General features: G+C 73.4%; 14 protein-coding genes and 2 pseudogenes. 8 read left to right on the top strand and 8 right to left on the bottom strand.

Annotated features, from left to right (window positions below):
• The first annotated feature begins 168 nt into the window (after positions 1 to 168).
• The 5 genes from OG252_RS32295 (at position 169) to OG252_RS32275 (ending at position 7,556) form a co-directional block, all read left to right on the top strand.
• Complete coding sequence (locus tag OG252_RS32295; protein ID WP_266439422.1) at positions 169 to 1,776, top strand: dynamin family protein; 1,608 nt, start codon at positions 169 to 171, stop codon at positions 1,774 to 1,776.
• Between the two features lie 3 nt (positions 1,777 to 1,779).
• Positions 1,780 to 3,870 (top strand): YfjP family GTPase, encoded by a 2,091-nt coding sequence (locus OG252_RS32290; protein WP_329340485.1) that lies wholly within the window; start codon positions 1,780 to 1,782, stop codon positions 3,868 to 3,870.
• Positions 3,871 to 4,180: 310 nt separating this feature from the next.
• Positions 4,181 to 4,645 carry a single-stranded DNA-binding protein gene (locus OG252_RS32285; protein WP_266439418.1) on the top strand — a complete coding sequence of 155 codons (465 nt, stop codon included), beginning with the start codon at positions 4,181 to 4,183 and terminating at the stop codon, positions 4,643 to 4,645.
• A gap of 271 nt (positions 4,646 to 4,916) precedes the next feature.
• Entirely contained in the window at positions 4,917 to 6,326 is a 1,410-nt protein-coding gene (locus OG252_RS32280) for a Cys-Gln thioester bond-forming surface protein (RefSeq protein ID WP_266439417.1), read from the top strand.
• Between the two features lie 87 nt (positions 6,327 to 6,413).
• Positions 6,414 to 7,556, top strand: a complete 1,143-nt coding sequence (locus tag OG252_RS32275; RefSeq protein WP_329340482.1) for a sulfite oxidase — start codon at positions 6,414 to 6,416, stop codon at positions 7,554 to 7,556.
• On the opposite strand, the gene OG252_RS32270 is transcribed toward OG252_RS32275, so the two are convergent.
• The 3 genes from OG252_RS32270 to OG252_RS32260 all read right to left on the bottom strand — a co-directional run bounded on the left by OG252_RS32270 (position 7,550) and on the right by OG252_RS32260 (position 9,962).
• A complete protein-coding gene (locus OG252_RS32270) occupies positions 7,550 to 8,188 on the bottom strand; it encodes a hypothetical protein (protein ID WP_329340480.1) in 639 nt (212 codons plus the stop codon). The genes OG252_RS32275 and OG252_RS32270 overlap by 7 nt on opposite strands.
• Positions 8,189 to 8,235: 47 nt before the next feature.
• On the bottom strand, positions 8,236 to 9,258 hold the full coding sequence (locus OG252_RS32265; RefSeq protein ID WP_329340477.1) for a hypothetical protein: 1,023 nt from the start codon (positions 9,256 to 9,258) through the stop codon (positions 8,236 to 8,238).
• 257 nt (positions 9,259 to 9,515) lie between these two features.
• Entirely contained in the window at positions 9,516 to 9,962 is a 447-nt protein-coding gene (locus tag OG252_RS32260) for an SPW repeat protein (protein WP_266448483.1), read from the bottom strand.
• A gap of 181 nt (positions 9,963 to 10,143) precedes the next feature.
• On the opposite strand from OG252_RS32260, the pseudogene OG252_RS32255 reads away from it, so the two are divergent.
• From OG252_RS32255 to OG252_RS32245, 3 genes and pseudogenes are all read left to right on the top strand, one after another.
• Positions 10,144 to 10,449 (top strand): annotated as a pseudogene (locus OG252_RS32255) (hypothetical protein); the annotation flags it as partial.
• A pseudogene (locus OG252_RS32250) lies at positions 10,425 to 11,363 on the top strand (cytochrome P450); the annotation flags it as partial. The pseudogenes OG252_RS32255 and OG252_RS32250, both read left to right, overlap by 25 nt.
• Positions 11,364 to 11,410: 47 nt before the next feature.
• The gene (locus OG252_RS32245; RefSeq protein WP_329340475.1) at positions 11,411 to 11,656 is read left to right on the top strand and encodes a hypothetical protein; all 246 of its coding nucleotides are present in this window, start codon (positions 11,411 to 11,413) and stop codon (positions 11,654 to 11,656) included.
• Positions 11,657 to 11,751: 95 nt separating this feature from the next.
• Here the strand turns inward: OG252_RS32245 and OG252_RS32240 are convergent, their stop codons facing one another.
• The 5 genes from OG252_RS32240 to OG252_RS32220 form a co-directional block, all read right to left on the bottom strand.
• Positions 11,752 to 12,732 (bottom strand): SDR family oxidoreductase, encoded by a 981-nt coding sequence (locus OG252_RS32240; RefSeq protein ID WP_329340474.1) that lies wholly within the window; start codon positions 12,730 to 12,732, stop codon positions 11,752 to 11,754.
• Positions 12,733 to 12,835: 103 nt separating this feature from the next.
• Positions 12,836 to 14,956, bottom strand: a complete 2,121-nt coding sequence (locus tag OG252_RS32235) for a SpoIIE family protein phosphatase (protein WP_329340472.1) — start codon at positions 14,954 to 14,956, stop codon at positions 12,836 to 12,838.
• Positions 14,957 to 15,127: 171 nt separating this feature from the next.
• Complete coding sequence (gene rfaE2, locus OG252_RS32230) at positions 15,128 to 16,414, bottom strand: D-glycero-beta-D-manno-heptose 1-phosphate adenylyltransferase (RefSeq protein WP_329340470.1); 1,287 nt, start codon at positions 16,412 to 16,414, stop codon at positions 15,128 to 15,130.
• Between the two features lie 114 nt (positions 16,415 to 16,528).
• Positions 16,529 to 17,119, bottom strand: a complete 591-nt coding sequence (locus tag OG252_RS32225) for a D-glycero-alpha-D-manno-heptose-1,7-bisphosphate 7-phosphatase (RefSeq protein ID WP_329340468.1) — start codon at positions 17,117 to 17,119, stop codon at positions 16,529 to 16,531.
• Complete coding sequence (locus OG252_RS32220; protein WP_329340466.1) at positions 17,116 to 18,081, bottom strand: NAD-dependent epimerase/dehydratase family protein; 966 nt, start codon at positions 18,079 to 18,081, stop codon at positions 17,116 to 17,118. The genes OG252_RS32225 and OG252_RS32220 overlap by 4 nt, the downstream gene beginning before the upstream one ends.
• Between the last annotated feature and the right edge of the window lie 46 nt (positions 18,082 to 18,127).

The raw sequence follows: 18,127 nt of genomic DNA, 5'->3' as shown, positions 1-18,127 counted from the left end.
GGTACGAATCGTGCATCGCTTTTGGCTACTTGCGCATCGGGTGTTGTGCACTCGTTATGCCTGGACTGTGGCCGCGCCCCAGTCGTCCCTTCCGTCCCTTGTGTTCTGTCGGCGCGCAGACATGCTCATATGCTTCAGAATTCCCCTAAAATTGGGCATTCTTCGCATGTGGTGACCTTGGACGTACGGCCTCAGCTGCTCGACGCACTCTCCGCCCTGCGCGACCGTGTCGCCGCCGCACGCTTCCCGCTGCCCCTGGCGGGGGCTCCACGCGCGCGTGCCAACCGCGACGAACTACTCGCCCAGCTCGACGACTATCTGGTGCCCCGGTTGAGGGAACCCGAAGCACCCTTGCTGGCCGTCATCGGGGGCTCCACGGGGGCCGGGAAGTCGACACTCGTCAACTCGCTCGTGGGGCGGCGGGTCAGCGAGGCGGGTGTCCTGCGGCCGACCACCCGGACGCCCGTGCTGGTCTGCCATCCGGAGGATCATCACTGGTTCAGCGGGATGCGGGTACTGCCCGACCTCACGCGCGTGTGGGTGCCCCACCAGGAACCGGCGGACGAACTCCTCTTGCCCGGCGAGAACCCCGCGCGCGTGCTTCGCATCGAGACCGCCGACACCCTCCCGCCCGGCCTCGCCCTCCTGGACGCGCCCGACGTCGACTCCCTCGTCGCCGACAACCGCGTCCTCGCCTCCGAGCTGATCTGCGCGGCCGACATCTGGGTCATGGTCACGACGGCGGCCCGGTACGCCGACGCCGTGCCCTGGCACCTGCTGCGCACCGCCAAGGAGTACAACGCCACCCTGGTCACCGTCCTCGACCGGGTGCCCCACCAGGTCGTCTCCGAGGTCTCGCGCCAGTACGGGGCGCTGCTCACCAAGGCCGGACTGGGCGACGTACCCCGTTTCACCGTGCCGGAGCTGCCCGAGTCGGCGTGGGGCGGCGGGCTCCTGCCGGGCACCGCCGTGGCGCCGCTGCGGACCTGGCTCCTGCATCAGGCGCAGGACCAGGCCGCCCGGCAGCACACGCTGGCCCGTACCGCGTACGGCGTCCTCGACTCGCTCAAGGCCCGGATGCCCGAACTGGCGAGCGCCGCCGCCGCGCAGTACGCGGCCGCACTGCGGCTCACCGCCGCCGTCGACGGGGCGTACGACAGCGAGCACTCGCGCGTACGGGGCCGGCTGCAGGCGGGTGCCGTGCTGGCCGGCGACGCCCTGAAGCGCTGGCGGGCCTTCCCGCTCGACTGCACCGCCGAGGAGCTCCTCGACGCCCTCGTGGAGAGCCTGGGCGCCCTCCTGCTGTGCGCCGTCACCGCCGCCGACGAGCGTGTCGACGACGCCTGGCGGCGCGAACCGGCCGCCGGGGCCCCGGAGCTGACGGACCGTGGCCCTTCCTCGGAGAGCGCCGAGCACCGCATCGGACTGGCCGTACGGCGGTGGCGGCGGGAGCTCGAGGAGTACGCCGAGGAGGAGGTGACCGCCCTCGACCGGAGCATGGCGCCCGACCCCGAGGTCGTCGCGGCCCTCGTCGCCACCGTGCTGCTGGGCGGCCGCCGGGCACGGTCGGCGGGCGAGGGACTCGCCGAGCGGATCGGCGCGCACGGCGCGCTGCGGCTGCGCGACCGCGGCGGACGGCTGCTCACCGACCACCTCGACCGCATCATGCACACCGAACGCGAGCGCCGCCTCGCCCCGCTCGACGCCCTCGACGTCCACCCCGAACCGCAGGCCGAACTCATCGCCGCGCTGTCGGTACTGCAGAAGGAGAGGTGACCGGTGACCGCCGTCACAGACCAGGACCACACGGACCACACGGACCACACGGACCACACCGAGCCCACAGATCACACAGAGCACGCCGACCACTTGGATCAAGCTGACCACACCGAGCATGCGGACGATGCGGGTGACGCGGGCGGCGCGGATCCCCAGGAGGAGCGTCCGGAAAATACCGTCTCCGAAGAGGGCGCCTCAGCGAACGAACTCCCTGAAGAGGCCGATTCGGACGGCGAGGCCACGGAGGACGAGCCCGCCGACCAAGCGGCTCCCGAGGAATCCAGCCAACCCGAGGAGCCCGAGGGAGGCCCCTCCGGCGACCGGCACGCACGCGTGAAGGACGACTACGACTCCTCAAGTCGTACGGGCGCGTCCGGTCGTACGGAGTCCGACAGGCCCTGGGACGACGGACTCATCGCGCGAAGGGTCACCGAGGAGACCGCCGCGCAGCACGTCTCCGTCGTGGAGACCCGGCCGTCCACTCCGCAGCCCGTGCCCCAGCTGGCGTACGACGGAGCGCTGCGCTCGCGGCTCGAAGCGCTGCGTGAACTGGTCGGGCTCTCCCGCACGCGGCTCGACAGCAGGACCCTCGCGGAGGCCGGCCGGGTCCTCGACGAGGCGGCCGCGCGGCGGCGGCTGTCGGGGCAGCACACCGTCGTCGCCATCGCGGGTGCGACCGGCAGCGGCAAGTCGCAGCTGTTCAACACGCTCGCCGGAGTGACGATCTCGGAGACGGGCGTACGGCGGCCCACCACGGCCTCGCCCATCGCGTGCAGTTGGAGCGACGGCGCGGCCACCCTCATCGACCGGCTCGGCATCCCGGGACGGCTGCGGCGGCGCCCGGTGCAGAGCGCCGAGGCGGAGGCGCAGCTGCGCGGGCTCGTCCTGGTCGACCTGCCCGACCACGACTCGGCCGCCGTACAGCACCGCGAGCAGGTGGACCGGGTGCTGGCGCTCGTCGACGCGGTGATCTGGGTCGTCGATCCGGAGAAGTACGCCGACGCCATCCTTCATGAACGCTATCTGCGGCCCATGGCGGGGCACGCGGAGGTCATGTTCGTCGTCCTCAACCAGATCGACCGGCTGCCCGGGGAGGCCACCGAGCAGGTCCTGGACGATCTGCGGCGGCTGCTCGACGAGGACGGGATCGCGCTCGGCGAGTACGGCGAACCCGGCGCGACCGTGCTCGCGCTGTCCGCGCTCACCGGGGAGGGCATCGGTGAACTGCGGGAGGCCCTCGGTCAGTTCGTGACGGAGCGGGGGGCCGCGGCCCGGCGCATCGCGGCCGACGTGGACGCCGCCGGCTGGCGGCTGCGGCCCGTCTACGCGACCGGACGGCGGACCGGGCTCAGCGAGCAGGCGCGCGACGAGTTCGCCGCCCGGCTCGCGGAGGCGGTGGGTGCCACCGCGGCGGGCGAGGCGGCCGAGCGCGCGTGGCTGCGCAACGCCAACCGCGCGTGCGGGACGCCCTGGCTGCGGCTGTGGCGGTGGTACCAGGACCGGTTCGAACCGTCCACGGGCCGACTGCCGTTGCGCGCCCAGGCCGACGAGGAGGCCACGGCCCGCCAGCGGGTCGAGCAGGCCGTACGGACGCTGGCCGACCGGGCGTCGGCCGGGCTGCCCGCGCCCTGGGGGCAGGCGGTGCGCGAGGCCGCCGTACGCGGTGCGCAGGGGCTGCCCGAGGCGCTGGACGAGCTGGCGACGCGGGCGGGACTGCCGCCGGGGCGGCCGCCGCGGCCGGGCTGGTGGCCGGCGGCCGTGTTCGCCCAGGCGTCCATGACGATCCTTCAGGTCATCGGCGGGCTGTGGCTGTTGGGGCAGATCATCGGGTTCATGTCACCGAACCTGGGCGTGCCGGTGCTGCTGATGGTGGCGGGCATCGTCGGCGGCCCGTTGGTCGAGTGGAGCTGCCGGATCGCGGCACGGGGGCCGGCGCGGCGGTACGGCCTGGAGGCCGAGCGGCGGCTCAGAGAGGCGTCCGCCGGGTGCGGCCGGGCACGGGTGCTGGATCCGGTGGCCGCGGAACTGCTGCGGTACCGGGAGGTTCGGGAGCAGTACGGGCGGGTGATGGGGGTGGCCGCGGCACGGTGATCCCGGCTCGGGTGCCTGATCCCGGGGGAGTTCGGGGTGTCCGGGGTATCCGGGGTATCCGGGGTATCCAGGGTGTCCAGGGTGTCCGGGTATCCGGGGTATCTCGGGGCGGTGGGTCCCTCGTTCGGGTGGCGGAGTTTTCCACAGCCGGGGGATGGTCCACAGCGCTCAGCGGGCTCGGCCCGACGGAGGCAGCCTGGCCGCACGGCGATCGCGACGGACGCGGTCGCCGCGGCAGACGCAGCCGTACGGGACGGGCCCGTGGGCGTATCCGACCGGCGTGAACGGCCGGGTGAAGGAGGGGTTCGAGATGAACGAGACGGTCATCTGCGCGGTGGGCAACGTGGCGACGCGGCCGGTGTTCCGGGAGCTGGCGTCGGGGGCGTCGGCGCGCTTCCGGCTGGCGGTGACCTCGCGGTACTGGGACCGCGAGAAGAGTGTGTGGACCGACGGCCACACCAACTTCTTCACGGTGTGGGCCAACCGGCAGCTCGCCACCAATGTGACGGCGTCGCTCGACGTGGGCGACCCCGTCGTCGTGCAGGGCAGGCTGAAGGTCCGCTCGGACGTACGCGAGGGGCAGAACTGGACGTCGGCCGACATCGACGCGCTGGCCATCGGCCACGATCTCGCGCGCGGCACCACGGCCTTCCGGCGCACGCCCAGGCCGGAGACGGGAGCCGTCGGCGCCCCGGCGCAGCCCGAGCCCAGCTGGGAGACACCGCCCGCGGAGCCGGACACCCAACCACAGCCGGAACCAGCCGCGGTGACGTGACGTCAGCCATCGGCGGCCACCCGCCGAAGTCTGACCGAACTGCGGCTTATCGGCGAATGCGCACCGAACGACCCCTGTGGATTTGTCGATAAGCCCTGTTCGGAAGAGGTCTTGGCGATAACGATTCCGAGTCGGATCGATTGACCGACAGCATCCCCGGGAAGCGCGGTGCGCCAGGTACCTAGGATGCCGAGCGTAGCTCTCGGGGTTTCTGTTTCTGCTGGTGGGACCGCGCCCCCACGTCAACGGGTCCTGCTCGAAGGGGAATTCTGTGTTTTCTTCGTTCTCCGCGCTGTCGGTGCGCGGGCGAGGCGTGGCCCGCCTCGCCGCCGCCACGTTGGTGTCCGGGCTCCTCGCCGCCGGTGTGCTGACCGGCGCGGGCCCGGCGTCCGCCGACGAGACGTCGCAGAACCAGGGCGGGGCGACCGCCACCATAGGTGGCCTGAAGACGTACGGCGACGCCGTCATACACGACGCCGCCGGGGACCTGACGGTGTCGGCGGGCCTGTTCGAGATGTCCGTCGAGGGCGGCGGCACCCTGCAGACCTACTGCGTCGACCTGCACAACCCCACGCAGCGGGACGCCAAGTACCACGAGACCCCGTGGAGCGGCACCTCGCTCGGCGCCAACAAGAACGCCGGCAAGATCCGTTGGATCCTGCAGAACTCCTACCCGCAGGTCAACGACCTCGCGGCGCTCGCGGCGGCGGCAGGGGTACGAGGCGGCCTCAGCGAGGAGGACGCGGCGGCCGGCACCCAGGTGGCCATCTGGCGCTACTCGGACGACGCTGCCGTCGACGCCGTCGACCCGCAGGCCGAGAAGCTCGCGGACCACCTGGAGAAGAGCGCCCGGAACGTGGCGGAGCCCGCGGCGTCCCTGACGCTCGACCCGCCCGCGGTCTCCGGTCACCCCGGTGAGCTGCTCGGCCCGGTCACGGTGCACACCAACGCGGCCGGCGTGACGGTGACGCCACCGGCGGACGCCGCCATTAGCGGGGTGCGGATCGTCGGCAAGGACGGCAAGGTCATCACCTCCGCGGTGAACGGCAGCCAGCTCTTCATCGACGTCCCCGAGGACGCGGCGGCCGGCTCGGCCGAACTGACCGTGCAGGCGTCGACCACCGTGCCCGTCGGCCGCGCCTTCACCTCCGAGAGCCGTAGCCAGACACAGATCCTGGCGGGCTCCAGCGAGTCGACGGTCTCGGCGACGGCGAGCGCGAACTGGGCGAAGCAGGGCGCCATACCCGCCCTGTCCTCGGCGAAGAACTGCGCCGAGGGCGGCCTGGACATCACCGCGGCCAACGTGGGCGACGAGGCGTTCGCCTTCGAGCTCATGGGGATCGAGCACAGCATCCCGGCGGGCGAGTCCCGGACGGTGACGATCCCGCTCCAGGAGGACCAGGCGTACGACTTCACGATCACGGGCCCGGGCGGCCTCGCGCAGCGCTTCAACGGCGTCCTGGACTGCCGGACCGAGGGCAGCGAGGCCGGCGGCGACGCGACCCAGACCCTGAGCGAGCCGAGCCCGGCGACGGTCGGCGGCACCGCCAGCGACGTGAACCTCGCCGAGACCGGCAGCTCCAACACCACCCCGATGATCGCCGGCACAGCCATCGCCCTCGTGGTGATCGGTGGCGCGGCCCTGCTGCTGGTGGGCAGGAAGAAGCCGACCGAGGACTAGGCCTGCCGGGCACCTGAAGAGAGGTCCGACAGGCGCGGACGGTGCCGAGGGGATGTCCTGGTCGGTCGTCGGGAGCACGATGGAGCCATGGACAGTCGCACGGAGCAGGTGGATACACCCCGATCACTGGACGACATCAGCACGCCGGGGCGCGTCGCCGACCCCGGCGAGGGCATCAGCCACGAGGAACTCGCCCTCGCCGCCCGCAACCACGGCCTCCCCCTCGAGGCCCTGCGCTACGACGTCACACCCCCCGGGCTGCATTACATCCTGACCCACTACGACATGCCGGTCCTCGACGCCTCCGCGTGGACGCTGACCGTACGCGGCCGGGTGCGTACGCCCCTGGCCCTGGACCTTGCGGCCCTGCGCTCCTTCCCGGCCGTCACCCACCGGGTGACCATGGAGTGCGCGGGCAACGGCCGGGCCCGGCTCACCCCGCGCCCCGTGAGCCAGCCCTGGCTGGTCGAGGCGGTCGGCACCGCCGACTGGACCGGCGTACCGCTGCGGACCCTGCTCGCCGAGGCCGGCGTGGAACCGGCCGCCGTGGAAGCGGTCTTCACGGGAGCCGACCACGGCGTGGAGCGCGGCGTGGAGCAGGACTACGAGCGCAGCCTGCCCCTCGCCGACGCCATGGCCACCGACCCGGAGGTACTGGTCGCGTACGAGATGAACGGCGCCCCGCTCCCCCCGCAGCACGGGCACCCCGTGCGCCTGGTGGTCCCCGGCTGGTACGGGATGGCCCATGTGAAGTGGCTGCGTGACATCACCCTCACCGACACGCCGTTCACCGGCTTCCAGCAGACGGTGGCGTACCGCTACCGCCAGTCCCCCGACGAGATGGGCACCCCGGTCACCCGGATCGCGCCCCGGGCGCTGATGATCCCGCCCGGCTTCCCGGACTTCATGTCCCGCACCAGGGTCGTACGCCCCGGCCCGCTGCGCCTGGAGGGCCGCGCCTGGTCGGGCCGCGCTCCCGTCACGAAGGTCGAGGTCAGCACGGACGACGGCCACACCTGGCACGAGGCGGAACTCGCCCCGGCGGACCGGCACTCCTGGTCCTGGCGCCACTGGCACGCGCCCTGGACGGCCGTCCCCGGCACCCACGTCCTGACCGCCCGCGCCACGGATGCCGCGGGCGACACCCAGCCGGTCACCCAGCCCTGGAACCGCGGCGGCTTCGGCAACAACGCGGTCCAGCGCGTCACGGTGCTCTGCGAACCTCAGTGAGGGTCGGTAGTGCCCATGGGCTGGCGGGTCGTCAGCCATACGCTCGCGCCCGGCATGAGGCGGACTTCGCGCGGCCGACGGAACCCGAGCGGCCGCACCTGGTCCGCATGGCGGGCGGAGACCGTGATCGCGACGGCGGTGGCGGCCTGGTCGTCGACGGCGCGCAGGCCCGGGGCCAGCAGGCCGGCGGCCACCGTGTGGTCCCAGGCGCTGGTGTCGTCCAGCTCGCCGGCGATGACCACCTTCCAGTGCGGCCCCTCGGGCCCGGCCTCCCTCAGCCCCGCGGGAAGGACGGGGCGGTCCTGCGGGCCGTTGGCGAGCTCACGGGAGAGAAGGCCGCCGAACCGCGTGTCGGGGGGCTCGGTCTCGGTGTCCGGCGGCAGCCAGATGCCGGCCGCGAGAAGCCGGCCGTCCGCACGCTCGGCCACCCACACCTGGCCCTCTTCGAGCGCGTAGTGGGCCAGCATCAGCCGCATCGCACGCTGCGCCTGCTCCCAGTCCACCGCGGAGTCGCCCGGGACCGAGGGCAGGGGCGAGGGCGAGGGCGGGACGAACAGGCGCACCACGGCGGGCACATCCACCAGCCCCGCCGCGCGCACGGTCGTCCGAAGGGTGCCTTGAAGAGTGGTCACAGCCGCAGTGCTCACGGTCGCAGTGGTCATGGTCTCCGTCTCGTTTCTCAGAGTGCCCGGCTCATGCCGGTGATGTCGGTGGTGACCGCGCCCATCCGTCCGGAGGACGCCAGCGTGGACGGCAGCGTGGACGGCAGCGCGGAACGGAACACGCGGGCGGGCCGCAGGCCAGGCGCGGCGGCCCGGACTGTCGTCCGGCGCGGCGCGCGCGGCCGGTCGACGCCACCCATGAGATGGGCGGGAAGAGCGTCCTGACCGGACTGGGGGCGGCTCAGCAGGATCACGCCACGGCCGGCCGCCGCGGCACCGGCGAGAGCGAGCAGGATGCCGGTCCCGCCGTACTGGAAACCTTCGCCGAGCAGGCTGATGCCGACGGCGGACGCGGTGAGGGGGTTGACGAGGGTGAGCAGCGCGAGGGGGCCGCCCAGGCCGCTGCGGTACGCCTTCTGCGCGAGCAGCACCCCGGCGACGGCGAACCCGGCGGTCAGGACCGCCACCAGCGCCACACTCCAGGACGGCGTCGCCCCGACCGCCAGCTTCTGTGCCAGCGTGGAACCGGCCCCGGAGGCGATGCCGGAGGCCGCCGCGAACGCGAGGCCGGCCCGGGCGGTGCGGCCCGTGGCGAACGAGACCAGCACCGCGATGACGCCGACGGCGGCGACCGCGACCACGAGAACCTCGCCGGTCCGCAGCGAGTCGTCCGGCGCGCCACCGGAGGCGGTGACGGTCAGCAGGGTGATCAGCCCGGCGAGGGTGAGGGCCATGCCGCGCCACTGCGTGCCCGAGGTCCGGCGGCGGGCGATCAGCGCCCCCAGGGGCACCGCCACCACGAGACTCAGCGCACCGAGCGGCTGCACCAGGGTCAGCGGCCCGTACCTCAGGGCGACCACGTGCAACAGCGCGCCGGTGCCGTTGAGAACGACGGACCACCACCAGGAGCCGCGGGCGAGCGCGCCGCGCAGATCCGCCGTACCCGCGGCGGTCCGCTCCTGGACCACGGCGGCCGCGGCGTAGCAGACCGCGGAGACCAGGGAGAGGACGAGGGCCAGGAACATCGGGGAGGCCGTCATCACGAGGCCTGCGCGCTGCTGCTGCTTGGCATGGTCCGGCCCCTCGTCGATACGAAACGGTTTCGTACCCGTAAGCTACGGCCCTGCCGATAGAAACGCAAGCGTTTCTTTATTCGCCCGTGCCGACACACCCCTGCCGACACACCCCTGCCCGGACCGGGGCAGCCGGTCCGGGCAGGGGCAGAGGGAGGAGGGCGGCGGAAGGCGGCGGAAGGCGGCGGAAGGCGGCAGACGAGGCGGTACGCCTCAGCCGCGGTCTACGGAGCGGACGTACCGCGTCCGGCCCGCGAGGATGGCCTCTCGTTGGCCATAGCGCTGGCGGCCAGACCCAGCAGGAGGCCGATGGCTCCGATGATGACGTTGTTCACGACGGTCCGGGTGGTGCTGACGTCACCTGACACGACCCAGGGTGCGATCACGGTCCACGCACCCAATGCGCAGGCGGCCCAGGCCATACCGTGAGTCCGCTCGTAGGCGCGGCCGAAGCCTCCGCTCATCAGCAGCGCGTAGGCGATGCCGACGACGAGGTTGTTGACCGCGAGCGCGGTCAGGTTGCTGAACCCCGCGATCCACGGGGAGGCCGCCAGGTACACGCCGGTGAGGAAGGCCAGGGATTCGATGGCCTGTGCCGCGGGTGTGCTGGTGGCGCGCTCCGCCATCTCATGACGGTTGCGCATGGCGACGATGTCGGGATGGGTTTCCATCGACGACCTGGGAGAGGTTGTCACTCCCATCACCTCCGGGAAGTTCCGGCCGGTCTGTGGAGACCTCCGAGTACCCCTGTCGTCCGCCGATCGAACCGTTCGGCCGGGTTCCCTGCCCGCGTTCCCGGCTCGACCGGAGCACGACGCTTCGCGGATCGAGGCGCGGGGTACCCGCCACGCCATGATGCGCGTCAAGCAGTACGGCGTCGCCGCCTCCGGACAGTGGACGGACGAGGAGGAGGGCCGGCGCCGACTGCCCGCCGGCGAGGTCCATGCCTGGGAGCCGGGCATGAACCAGACCGTCTGCGGGCTGTCCCTCAGCCGCTCCCAGCTGATCCGCTTCCCGCACGTCGCCTGGCCGGACACCTTCCCGGAGTCCGGCGGCGCGGCGGATCGGGTGCGGCGCCAGTGCCCGCGCTGCGCCTCCGTCGCCGGACGCCGTGGCGCTGACGCCCGCCCCCGGTCAGCGAGGTCTGGGACGAGGCCGCGCGCTCGTGGTCCGGCCGGTCGTCGGTCGTCCTGTTCGACGAGGCGAGCCGGGTACTCACGCAAGGCGTCTGCCGGTGGGCCGGCATCCCCCTCGACGACCCCGACCAGGTGGCCCGGGACCTGGTCGCCATGGTCGACGGATTCGCCGCGCCGGGGCCGCGCCGCTGGCGGGCCCGCCGCGCGCGGGCGCGCAGCGAGGCGTGGCTGGGACGTCTGGTCGAGGACGTACGGGGGGAGGGGGCTGCCGCCGCGCCGGCCGGGTCGGTGCTGGACGTGGTGGTCCGGCACCGGGACGTCGACGGCCGGCTCCTGGACCCGCACACGGCCGCGGTCGAACTGCTCAACGTCATCCGTCCGACCGCCGCGGTGTGCTGGTTCGTCGCCTACGCCGGTCATGCGCTGCACCGCAGGCCCGACATCCGGGAGCGGCTGCGGGAGGACGACGATGCCGGGTACGCCGTGGCGTTCGCCCACGAGCTGCGGCGCTTCTACCCCTTCGCCCCCTTCCTCGGCGGGCGTGCCGTCACCGATCTGGAGTGGCGGGGGGAACCGATCCCGTCCGGGGCGTTGATCCTGCTCGACCTGTACGGGCAGAACCACGACCCCGACCTCTGGAACGATCCGTACACCTTCGAACCGCGGCGCTTCCTGGACCGGCCGCCCCAGCGCGACGAACTCGTTCCGCAGGGCGGTGGCGACCGTGCCACCGGTCACCGCTGCCCTGGTGAGGACGTCACGATCGCGCTGCTGAGCGCGCTCGTGCCGCGGCTGGCCCGGCTGGCGTACGACGTGCCCGAACAGGATCCGAGGATTCCGCTGAACCGCATGCCGGCCCGCGTACGCAGCGGATTCGTGATCGAGGGGGTCCGGGTACCGGCGTCGGCTCGTCGCTCCGAGCGGGCGGCGAGCTGACAGCACGGACGCCACGGAGAAGAGACCGGGAGAAGGGACGCGATCCGATGATCACTGGCGATCATGTCCGCGAACTGCTCAACCGTGAGGACGACGCCGTGCTGGTCCCGCTGCACGGCCGGGCCGAGGTGGTCCCGGCGCCGGAGCTGGACTCGGACCGCTGTCGCGGCGCGCTGCCGGTGGTGTCCGGCCGGGATCTCAGGGAACGCCTGGGTGCCGACCGGTCGGCGCCCGACGACCCCGAGGCGGTGGCGGCCGCCCTTGACGCGACCGTGAGGGAGCAGGGCGGCTGAGGACGGCGGTTGCCGAGCGGACCGTACGACGAACCGCTCGGCAACCCGCTCCCGGCGAGGTGCCGTTCCGGCGCCCTACCGGCTCCTACCGGCTCCTAGTGGCTACGGCTCACCCGGCGCCCGGCGGTCACGGCCGCTCCCGCGAGCGCGGCGGCGACGGCCGTCCTGCGCATCGCGGTGCGCCGCCGCCCGTGCCAGCCGCCGTGCACGGCGCCCTCTCCGGGGGCAGGGACGTGCAGCACGCCGTGCGTGGCCGGGGCACTCTCGTCGTGGGACAGATGGCTCTTGTCCGCCTGCCGGGCCATCGCCCGCTCCGCGAGTCCCGGTGCCATGCGGGCCTGGCGCACCAGTGCGCGGCCCGCCGGGCCGACCACCACTTCGCGGTGCGGGTGGCGTACGAGGTCCACGACCGCCCGGGCGACCCGCTCGGGGCTGTAGACCGGCGGCATGGCGATCAACTTGCGCCCGGTGTAGTTGGCCGCCTGCTCGAAGTGCGGGGTGTCGATGGTCGCGGGCATCACCGTGCACACGTGGATGCCCTTCAGCCCCTCCATCCGCAGTTGCTGCCTCAGGCTCGATCCCAGTGCTTGGATGGCGTACTTGGACATGCTGTACGGGTGGTTGTACGGATGGGCGACGGCGCCCGCGATGGACGAGATGTTGATCAGCGTGCCCGTCCCCTGCTCCCGCATCACCGGCAGGGCCGCTCGGGCCCCGTGCACGTAGCCCATCACATTGACGTCCAGGACCTTGCGGAAGTCCTCCAGCGGTACGTCCTCGAAACGGCCGAAGGCGTTCACGGCCGCGTTGTTGACCCAGACGTCGATCCGGCCGAACTCCTGCACCGCTCGCCGCGCCAGGTTCTCGACCGCCCCCGCGTCCGTCGTGTCGGTCGGCACGACCAGCGTCCGTGCCCCGCGATGCTTCCCGCACTCCTCGGCGGTCGCCTCCAGTGCCTCTTCGCGGCGCGCGGCCAGCACCACGGCGCAGCCCTTGCGCGCGAACGCCTCGGCCGTGGCCCGTCCGATCCCGCTGGACGCTCCGGTCACCACCACCACGTGGTCTCGCAGTCCCATCCCGTACCTCCTCGGCTCTCCAGCTCCGTGGCTTTCTGACTTTCTGGCTTTCTGGCTTTCTGGCTCTGGACGGGTACCCGGCACCGCCGAGTCACCTCCGCCGTCAGCGGTCCGATTCGTCCTGCAGCACGAGGAGTGCGACGTCGTCGGTGCGCTGCCCGGTCGCCCTGGCCTTCCTCAGCAGGTCGTCGATGAGCAGGTCCAGGTCCCGGTCGTCGGCGTGGGCGAGATGGTGGGCGAGGTGGGCGATGGAGTCGTCGAGGTCGACGCCCGGGGTCTCGATGAGGCCGTCGGTGTAGAAGGCGAGCATCAGACCCGGGGTGAGCGGGATCTCGGTGAGGGGGAAGACGGCGTCGGGGTCGATTCCCAGGAGCGGTCCGGGCGGGACGTCGACGGGTCGGGTGTCGCCGTCGGGGAGGCGCAGGAGGGGTGGCGGGTGGCCGGCACTGGCCAGGGTCACGCGTCGGCGGGCGAAGTCGAGGTGGGCGTAGAGGCAGCTCGTGAAGAGGTCGGGGGCGAGGTCGGTGAGGAGCCGGTTGGTTCTGGCGAGGACCTGGTCCGGGGGCGTGCCGAGGGAGGCATGGGCGTAGACGCCGGTGCGGACCTGGCCCATCAGGGCGGCGGCGGCGACGTTGTGCCCCTGGACGTCGCCGATGACGGCCGCGGCGGCGGTGTCGCCGAGCCGGATCAGGTCGTAGAAGTCTCCGCCGATGTCCATGCCCCGGGTCGCGGGCAGGTAGCGGGCGGCGACCCGCAGGCCGGTGACGTGGGGAAGGGTGCGCGGGAGCAGTGCCTGCTGGAGGCCGTGGGCGAGCTCGTGCTTGGTGTCGTAGAGGCGGGCCCGGTCGAGGGCCTGCGCGATGAGTCCGGCGAGCGAGGTCAGGACGGCGCGTTCCTCGGCCGGGAACGCGTGCGGATGGTCGTAGGACAGGACGCAGCAGCCGACGGGCCGGCTGGAGATGATCAGCGGCAGGAAGGCCCAGGCCTGTTTGCCGCTGATCAGCGGCGCCTCGGGGTAGATGCGCCGCATCTCCTCCGGGTCGGCGAAGAACGAGGGGATGCCGCTGCTGAGGGCGTGCCCGGCCGGTGTGAAGTCGGTGTCGAGGGGCAGGCCGTCGAGACGCTCGATGGTGCGGGCGACGTAGCCGCGGTATCCGGTGATCCGCAGCCGGCCGGCGTCGGCGGCGGACAGGACCAGGCCCTGGGCTCCGAAGGCGGGCATGATCTGGTCGGCGACCAGGTCGATGACGTCCTGGACCCCGACGACCTCGGTGAGTGCGGCTGCCAGGTGGGTGAGCTGGTAGAGCCGGCCCGCGCGGGACGGTGTGACGGTGCGCGTGGACCGCACGGACGCCGGCGAGGGCGGGGGCTGCGCACCGCTGGGCACGATACGGATGCTGATGCCGCTGGCGTCCGGGTAGAGATGGAAGTCGAGCCACTGGTCCGGCGGACGGCACGCGGTGAACGCGACGGGCTCGCGGCTGATCACGGCGGCACGGTAGCGGTCCTCGTAGGTGGGGTCGTCGAGCCAGCGCAGCGACTGCCACGGCAGGGTGCCGAGCAGCTGACCGGCCTCGGACTCCAGCAGGTCGCAGGCGCCGGAGCTGAGGTAGGTGAAGTGTCCGTCCAGGTCCAGGGCGCAGCATCCGCCGGGCAGGCGCTCCACGAAGTCGGCGGCGGCCATCGCCGGACTCTCGGACCGGCCGCCGGTCCCGGTGGGGACGACGCGGGGCCCCTCGCCGTGGGCCGGGGGCCTGCCGTGCTCGACGGCCTCCTCCAGCAGCCGGGCCAGACGTCGGCAGCGGGACGCGATGTGTCCCCGCTCCCGGCCGGTCATGTACGGCGGTCGGGTGGCCGGCCACATCAGCAGCAGCGCGCCCCGCCGCCGGGCACCGGTGACCGGCGCGGCGACCAAGGCCAACGGGTAGGGAAGCGCCATCGCGGTGCGCGGATACGAACGGGCCATCTCCTCCTGGCTGCCCACCCACACCATCCGGTCCTCCCGGACCGCGACGGCCACCGGTGCCGGAGCGGCCATCGACACCCTCGCCCACGGCTCGGCGAACTCGGCCGGGGCCCCGCACAGCACGTCCAGCCACAACAGTTGCGCGTCCGGCGCGAGCAGGTACAGCGCGCCGATGGACGCGCCGGTCCGGCGCACCGTCTCCGCGAACACGGCATCCAACTCGCCGTTGTCGGCGGCCGGATCACCCGCGCTGGTCACGAGGCACCTCCAGCATCGCGGGGAGATTCGCGGCCGGCCTGGGGGCGACCCTCCGCTCCCCTCGGGGTGCGGCACCCGCACGCCGGACGTACCCGGACTCGCCCCTATGAGGACGCTACGCCCCTGGGCAGCGGTCGGCACGCCGTCCGACGCAGGCGCTCGCACACCCGCTCAGCGGGCCCCTTCCCGCACCCGTGCCACCAGCGCGGTCGAGGAACGGCCGACCAGGTACGGCAGCAGCACGGCCTGGCCGCCCCACTCCTCCAGCAGCGTGGCCTCGCGCAGGTCTGCGCCGGAGTAGTCGCCGCCCTTCACCCAGATGTGGGGGCGGAGGTCGGCCAGCAGCCGCTCGGGGGTGTCCTCGTCGAACACGGCGACGGCGTCGACGCAGGCGAGGGCGCTGAGCACGCGGACGCGGTCGGCCAGCGGGTTCACCGGCCGCTCCGCCCCCTTGCGCCGCCGCACCGACGCGTCCGAGTTGACGCAGACGACCAGGCAGTCGCCGAGGCGCCGGGCGGCCTGGAGCAGTCCGACGTGCCCGGCGTGCAGGAGGTCGAAGCAGCCGCCCGCGGCGACGACCGTGCCGCCGGTGGCGCGGACCCGCGCGACCGGATCGCGGGCGTCGGCGGCGTCGGTGACGACCGCCGGGCCGGCGTCGTCGGCGTAGGTGACGGCACCTGCCCCGCCGGCGCCCACGAACTCGGTCGCCGCGGCCACAGCCCCTTCCACGGCCTCCCCGACCAGGGCCCCGTCGGCCAGCAGCCCAGCCGCCGTGGCGGCGAACCGGTCCCCGGCACCGCAGGGGTCGCCGCGATGCACGGTGGGCACCGGGACGAGCAGCGGGTGTTCCCCGTACGACAGCAGGGCACCGCGAGCGCCGAGGGTCACGGTGACGGCGGCGACCCGCCAGTGCCGGACGAGTGCGGCGGCACCGCGGGCGGCACCGCGGGCGGCACCGCGCAGGTCGCCGTCCGTCGCGCCGCGCTCCCCGGACGGCGCGTACGCCTCCTTCTCCGACGGCGAGACCAGCCGGGTGCCCGGCACCGGCAAGCCGCCACGCGGGTGCGGGTCCCAGACCAGGGGCGGGCGCTCGGCGAGAACGTCCCGGAGGGAGTCCGCCGCGCCCCGCCCGTAGTCGGAGACCAGCACGGCGGGAGCCGAGCGGAGCGCCGCGCGCGCCTCGTCCGTGGCCTCGCGGACGCGGCCCGTGCCCCGGTCCAGGCGGACCACCGGACTGTCCTGCGCCAGCACACGGGTCTTCTCCGGCAGCGCGCCGGTCAGCGGGAGTTCGATCAACTTCAGTTCCCGCGACAGGAGTCGGCGCAGTTCCTCGCTCGCCGGGTCGTCGCCGAGCCCGGTGATCAGGGTGACCTCACGGCCGTCGCGGGCCGCGAGGCAGGCGGCCAGGGCGGCGCCGCCCGGTCGTACGCGCTGCGCGCAGTCGGCGACGACCGGCACGGGTGCGTCGGGGGCGAGGCGCTCGGCGGTGCCGGTCAGGTCGCGGTCCAGCAGACCATGGCGATCCTCATCAGGCCACCACCTCCTTCAACATCAGACGCGCCACCAGAGCCCTCACCGCCGCCGGCCACCCATGTCGTAGGCGGCCTCGATGGGCCGTTCGTCGGCCAGGACCTGGCCCCTCGGCGGTCCGTTCAGCACGGCCCGGACGGCGGTCAGGACGTCGGGGGCCACATGGTCCGCGGCTGCCGTCTCCTCCGGGCGGGTCTGCGGGGTGGGGACGAGGATGCCGTGGGCGCCGGCCCGGCGTGCGGCCTCGATGTCGCCGCCGATGTCGCCGATCACCACGCAGTCCGAGGGGGCCGTGCACAGGCGTCCGGCCGCCCACAGGATGAGGCCGGGTTCGGGTTTGCGGCAGTGGCAGCCGTCGTCGGGGCCGTGCGGGCACACGCCCCACACGTCGAAGGGGCCGAGGAGTTCGTCGACGCGACGGTTGACGCGGCGGACGTCGGCGTCGGTGAGCAGTCCGCGCGCGATGCCGGACTGGTTGGTGACGACACCGGTGCGGAAGCCGCGTGAGCGCAGCAGGCCGAGTGCCTCGCGGGCGCCCTCGACGGGGCGGACGCGGTCGGGGTCGCCGTTGTAGGGCACGTCGTGGACGAGGGTGCCGTCGCGGTCGAACAGCACGGCGTTGACACGGCTCATGGCGCCACCTCCCGCCAGGCGGGGGCGTGCCGGTGCCGCCACAGGCCGTTCAGCCAGTGCCAGGTCGCCGCGGGCGGGATGAGCGCACTGGTCACGAGCATGGTGGTCACCTCGTACCGGGTGCGCGGCCCGGCCACGATGCGCGCCCGGGCGAACTCGCCGGTGCCGACGGCCCAGCCCAGTGCGGCCGTCGCGGCGGCCCGGCGGCGTCCGGCGACCGCGAGCCCGCACGCGGCGGCACCGGCCGCGGTGACCGCGAGGTGCCTGCGCAGCCGGCCGCGCGGGGCGATGGCCTTCTGCGAGCGCGTCTGACCGCCGTCACCGGCGACGGACAGCGGTGCCCCGTCCAGGGCCTGGGCGATGAACGTGGGCACGGCGCGGCCGTCGCCGCCGCGCATGCGCGGGCCGTAGGTGTTGAAGATGCGGACGATGGCCGCGTCGGTGCCGTGCACCGCTCGGTGTGCGGTGACCAGGGCCTCGCCGAAGCGCTTGGACTCGTCGTAGACGCTGCGCGGGCCGACCGGGTTGACGTTGCCCCAGTAGGTCTCCGTCTGCGGATGCTCCAGCGGATCGCCGTACACCTCGGAGGTGGAGGCGAGGACGAAGCGGGCGTCGTCGCGGCTGGCCCGCTCCAGCGCGTGACGGGTGCCGTCGCTGCCGACGGCGAGGGTCTCCAGCGGCAGCCGCAGATAGTCGGCGGGCGAGGCCGGGCAGGCGAAGTGCAGGACCAGGTCGAAACGGCCGGGCAGCGTGCGCCAGGCCGCGGGATCGGTGGCGTCGGCCCGCACGAAGCGGAAACCGTCGTGCTGCTGCAGGTCCGCCACGTTGGCGCGGGAGCCGGTGGCCAGGTTGTCGAGGCATACGACCTCGGCACCTGTGGCCAGCAGCCGCCTGCACAGGTGCGATCCCACGAACCCGGCTCCGCCGGTCACCAGGGCCCGGCGGAAGACGCGTCCACTCATCCAGCTCTCCTCGCTCTCGCCACCCTGCGCGTGTTGCCTGAGTAAC

It is taken from the genome of Streptomyces sp. NBC_01352 (genome assembly GCF_036237295.1).
GTDB classification, from domain to species: Bacteria; Actinomycetota; Actinomycetes; order Streptomycetales; family Streptomycetaceae; genus Streptomyces; species Streptomyces plumbiresistens.
This window is presented reverse-complemented; position numbering and strand designations above follow the sequence as displayed.

Excerpts from the sequence above, each read along its gene's own strand:
- OG252_RS32285 (WP_266439418.1), top strand. The coding sequence starts at position 4,181 with ATGAACGAGACGGTCATCTGCGCGGTGGGCAACGTGGCGACGCGGCCG.
- OG252_RS32275 (WP_329340482.1), top strand. The coding sequence starts at position 6,414 with ATGGACAGTCGCACGGAGCAGGTGGATACACCCCGATCACTGGACGAC.
- OG252_RS32265 (WP_329340477.1), bottom strand. The coding sequence starts at position 9,258 with ATGACGGCCTCCCCGATGTTCCTGGCCCTCGTCCTCTCCCTGGTCTCC.
- OG252_RS32260 (WP_266448483.1), bottom strand. The coding sequence starts at position 9,962 with ATGGAAACCCATCCCGACATCGTCGCCATGCGCAACCGTCATGAGATG.
- OG252_RS32245 (WP_329340475.1), top strand. The coding sequence starts at position 11,411 with ATGATCACTGGCGATCATGTCCGCGAACTGCTCAACCGTGAGGACGAC.
- OG252_RS32240 (WP_329340474.1), bottom strand. The coding sequence starts at position 12,732 with ATGGGACTGCGAGACCACGTGGTGGTGGTGACCGGAGCGTCCAGCGGG.
- OG252_RS32225 (WP_329340468.1), bottom strand. The coding sequence starts at position 17,119 with ATGAGCCGTGTCAACGCCGTGCTGTTCGACCGCGACGGCACCCTCGTC.
- OG252_RS32220 (WP_329340466.1), bottom strand. The coding sequence starts at position 18,081 with ATGAGTGGACGCGTCTTCCGCCGGGCCCTGGTGACCGGCGGAGCCGGG.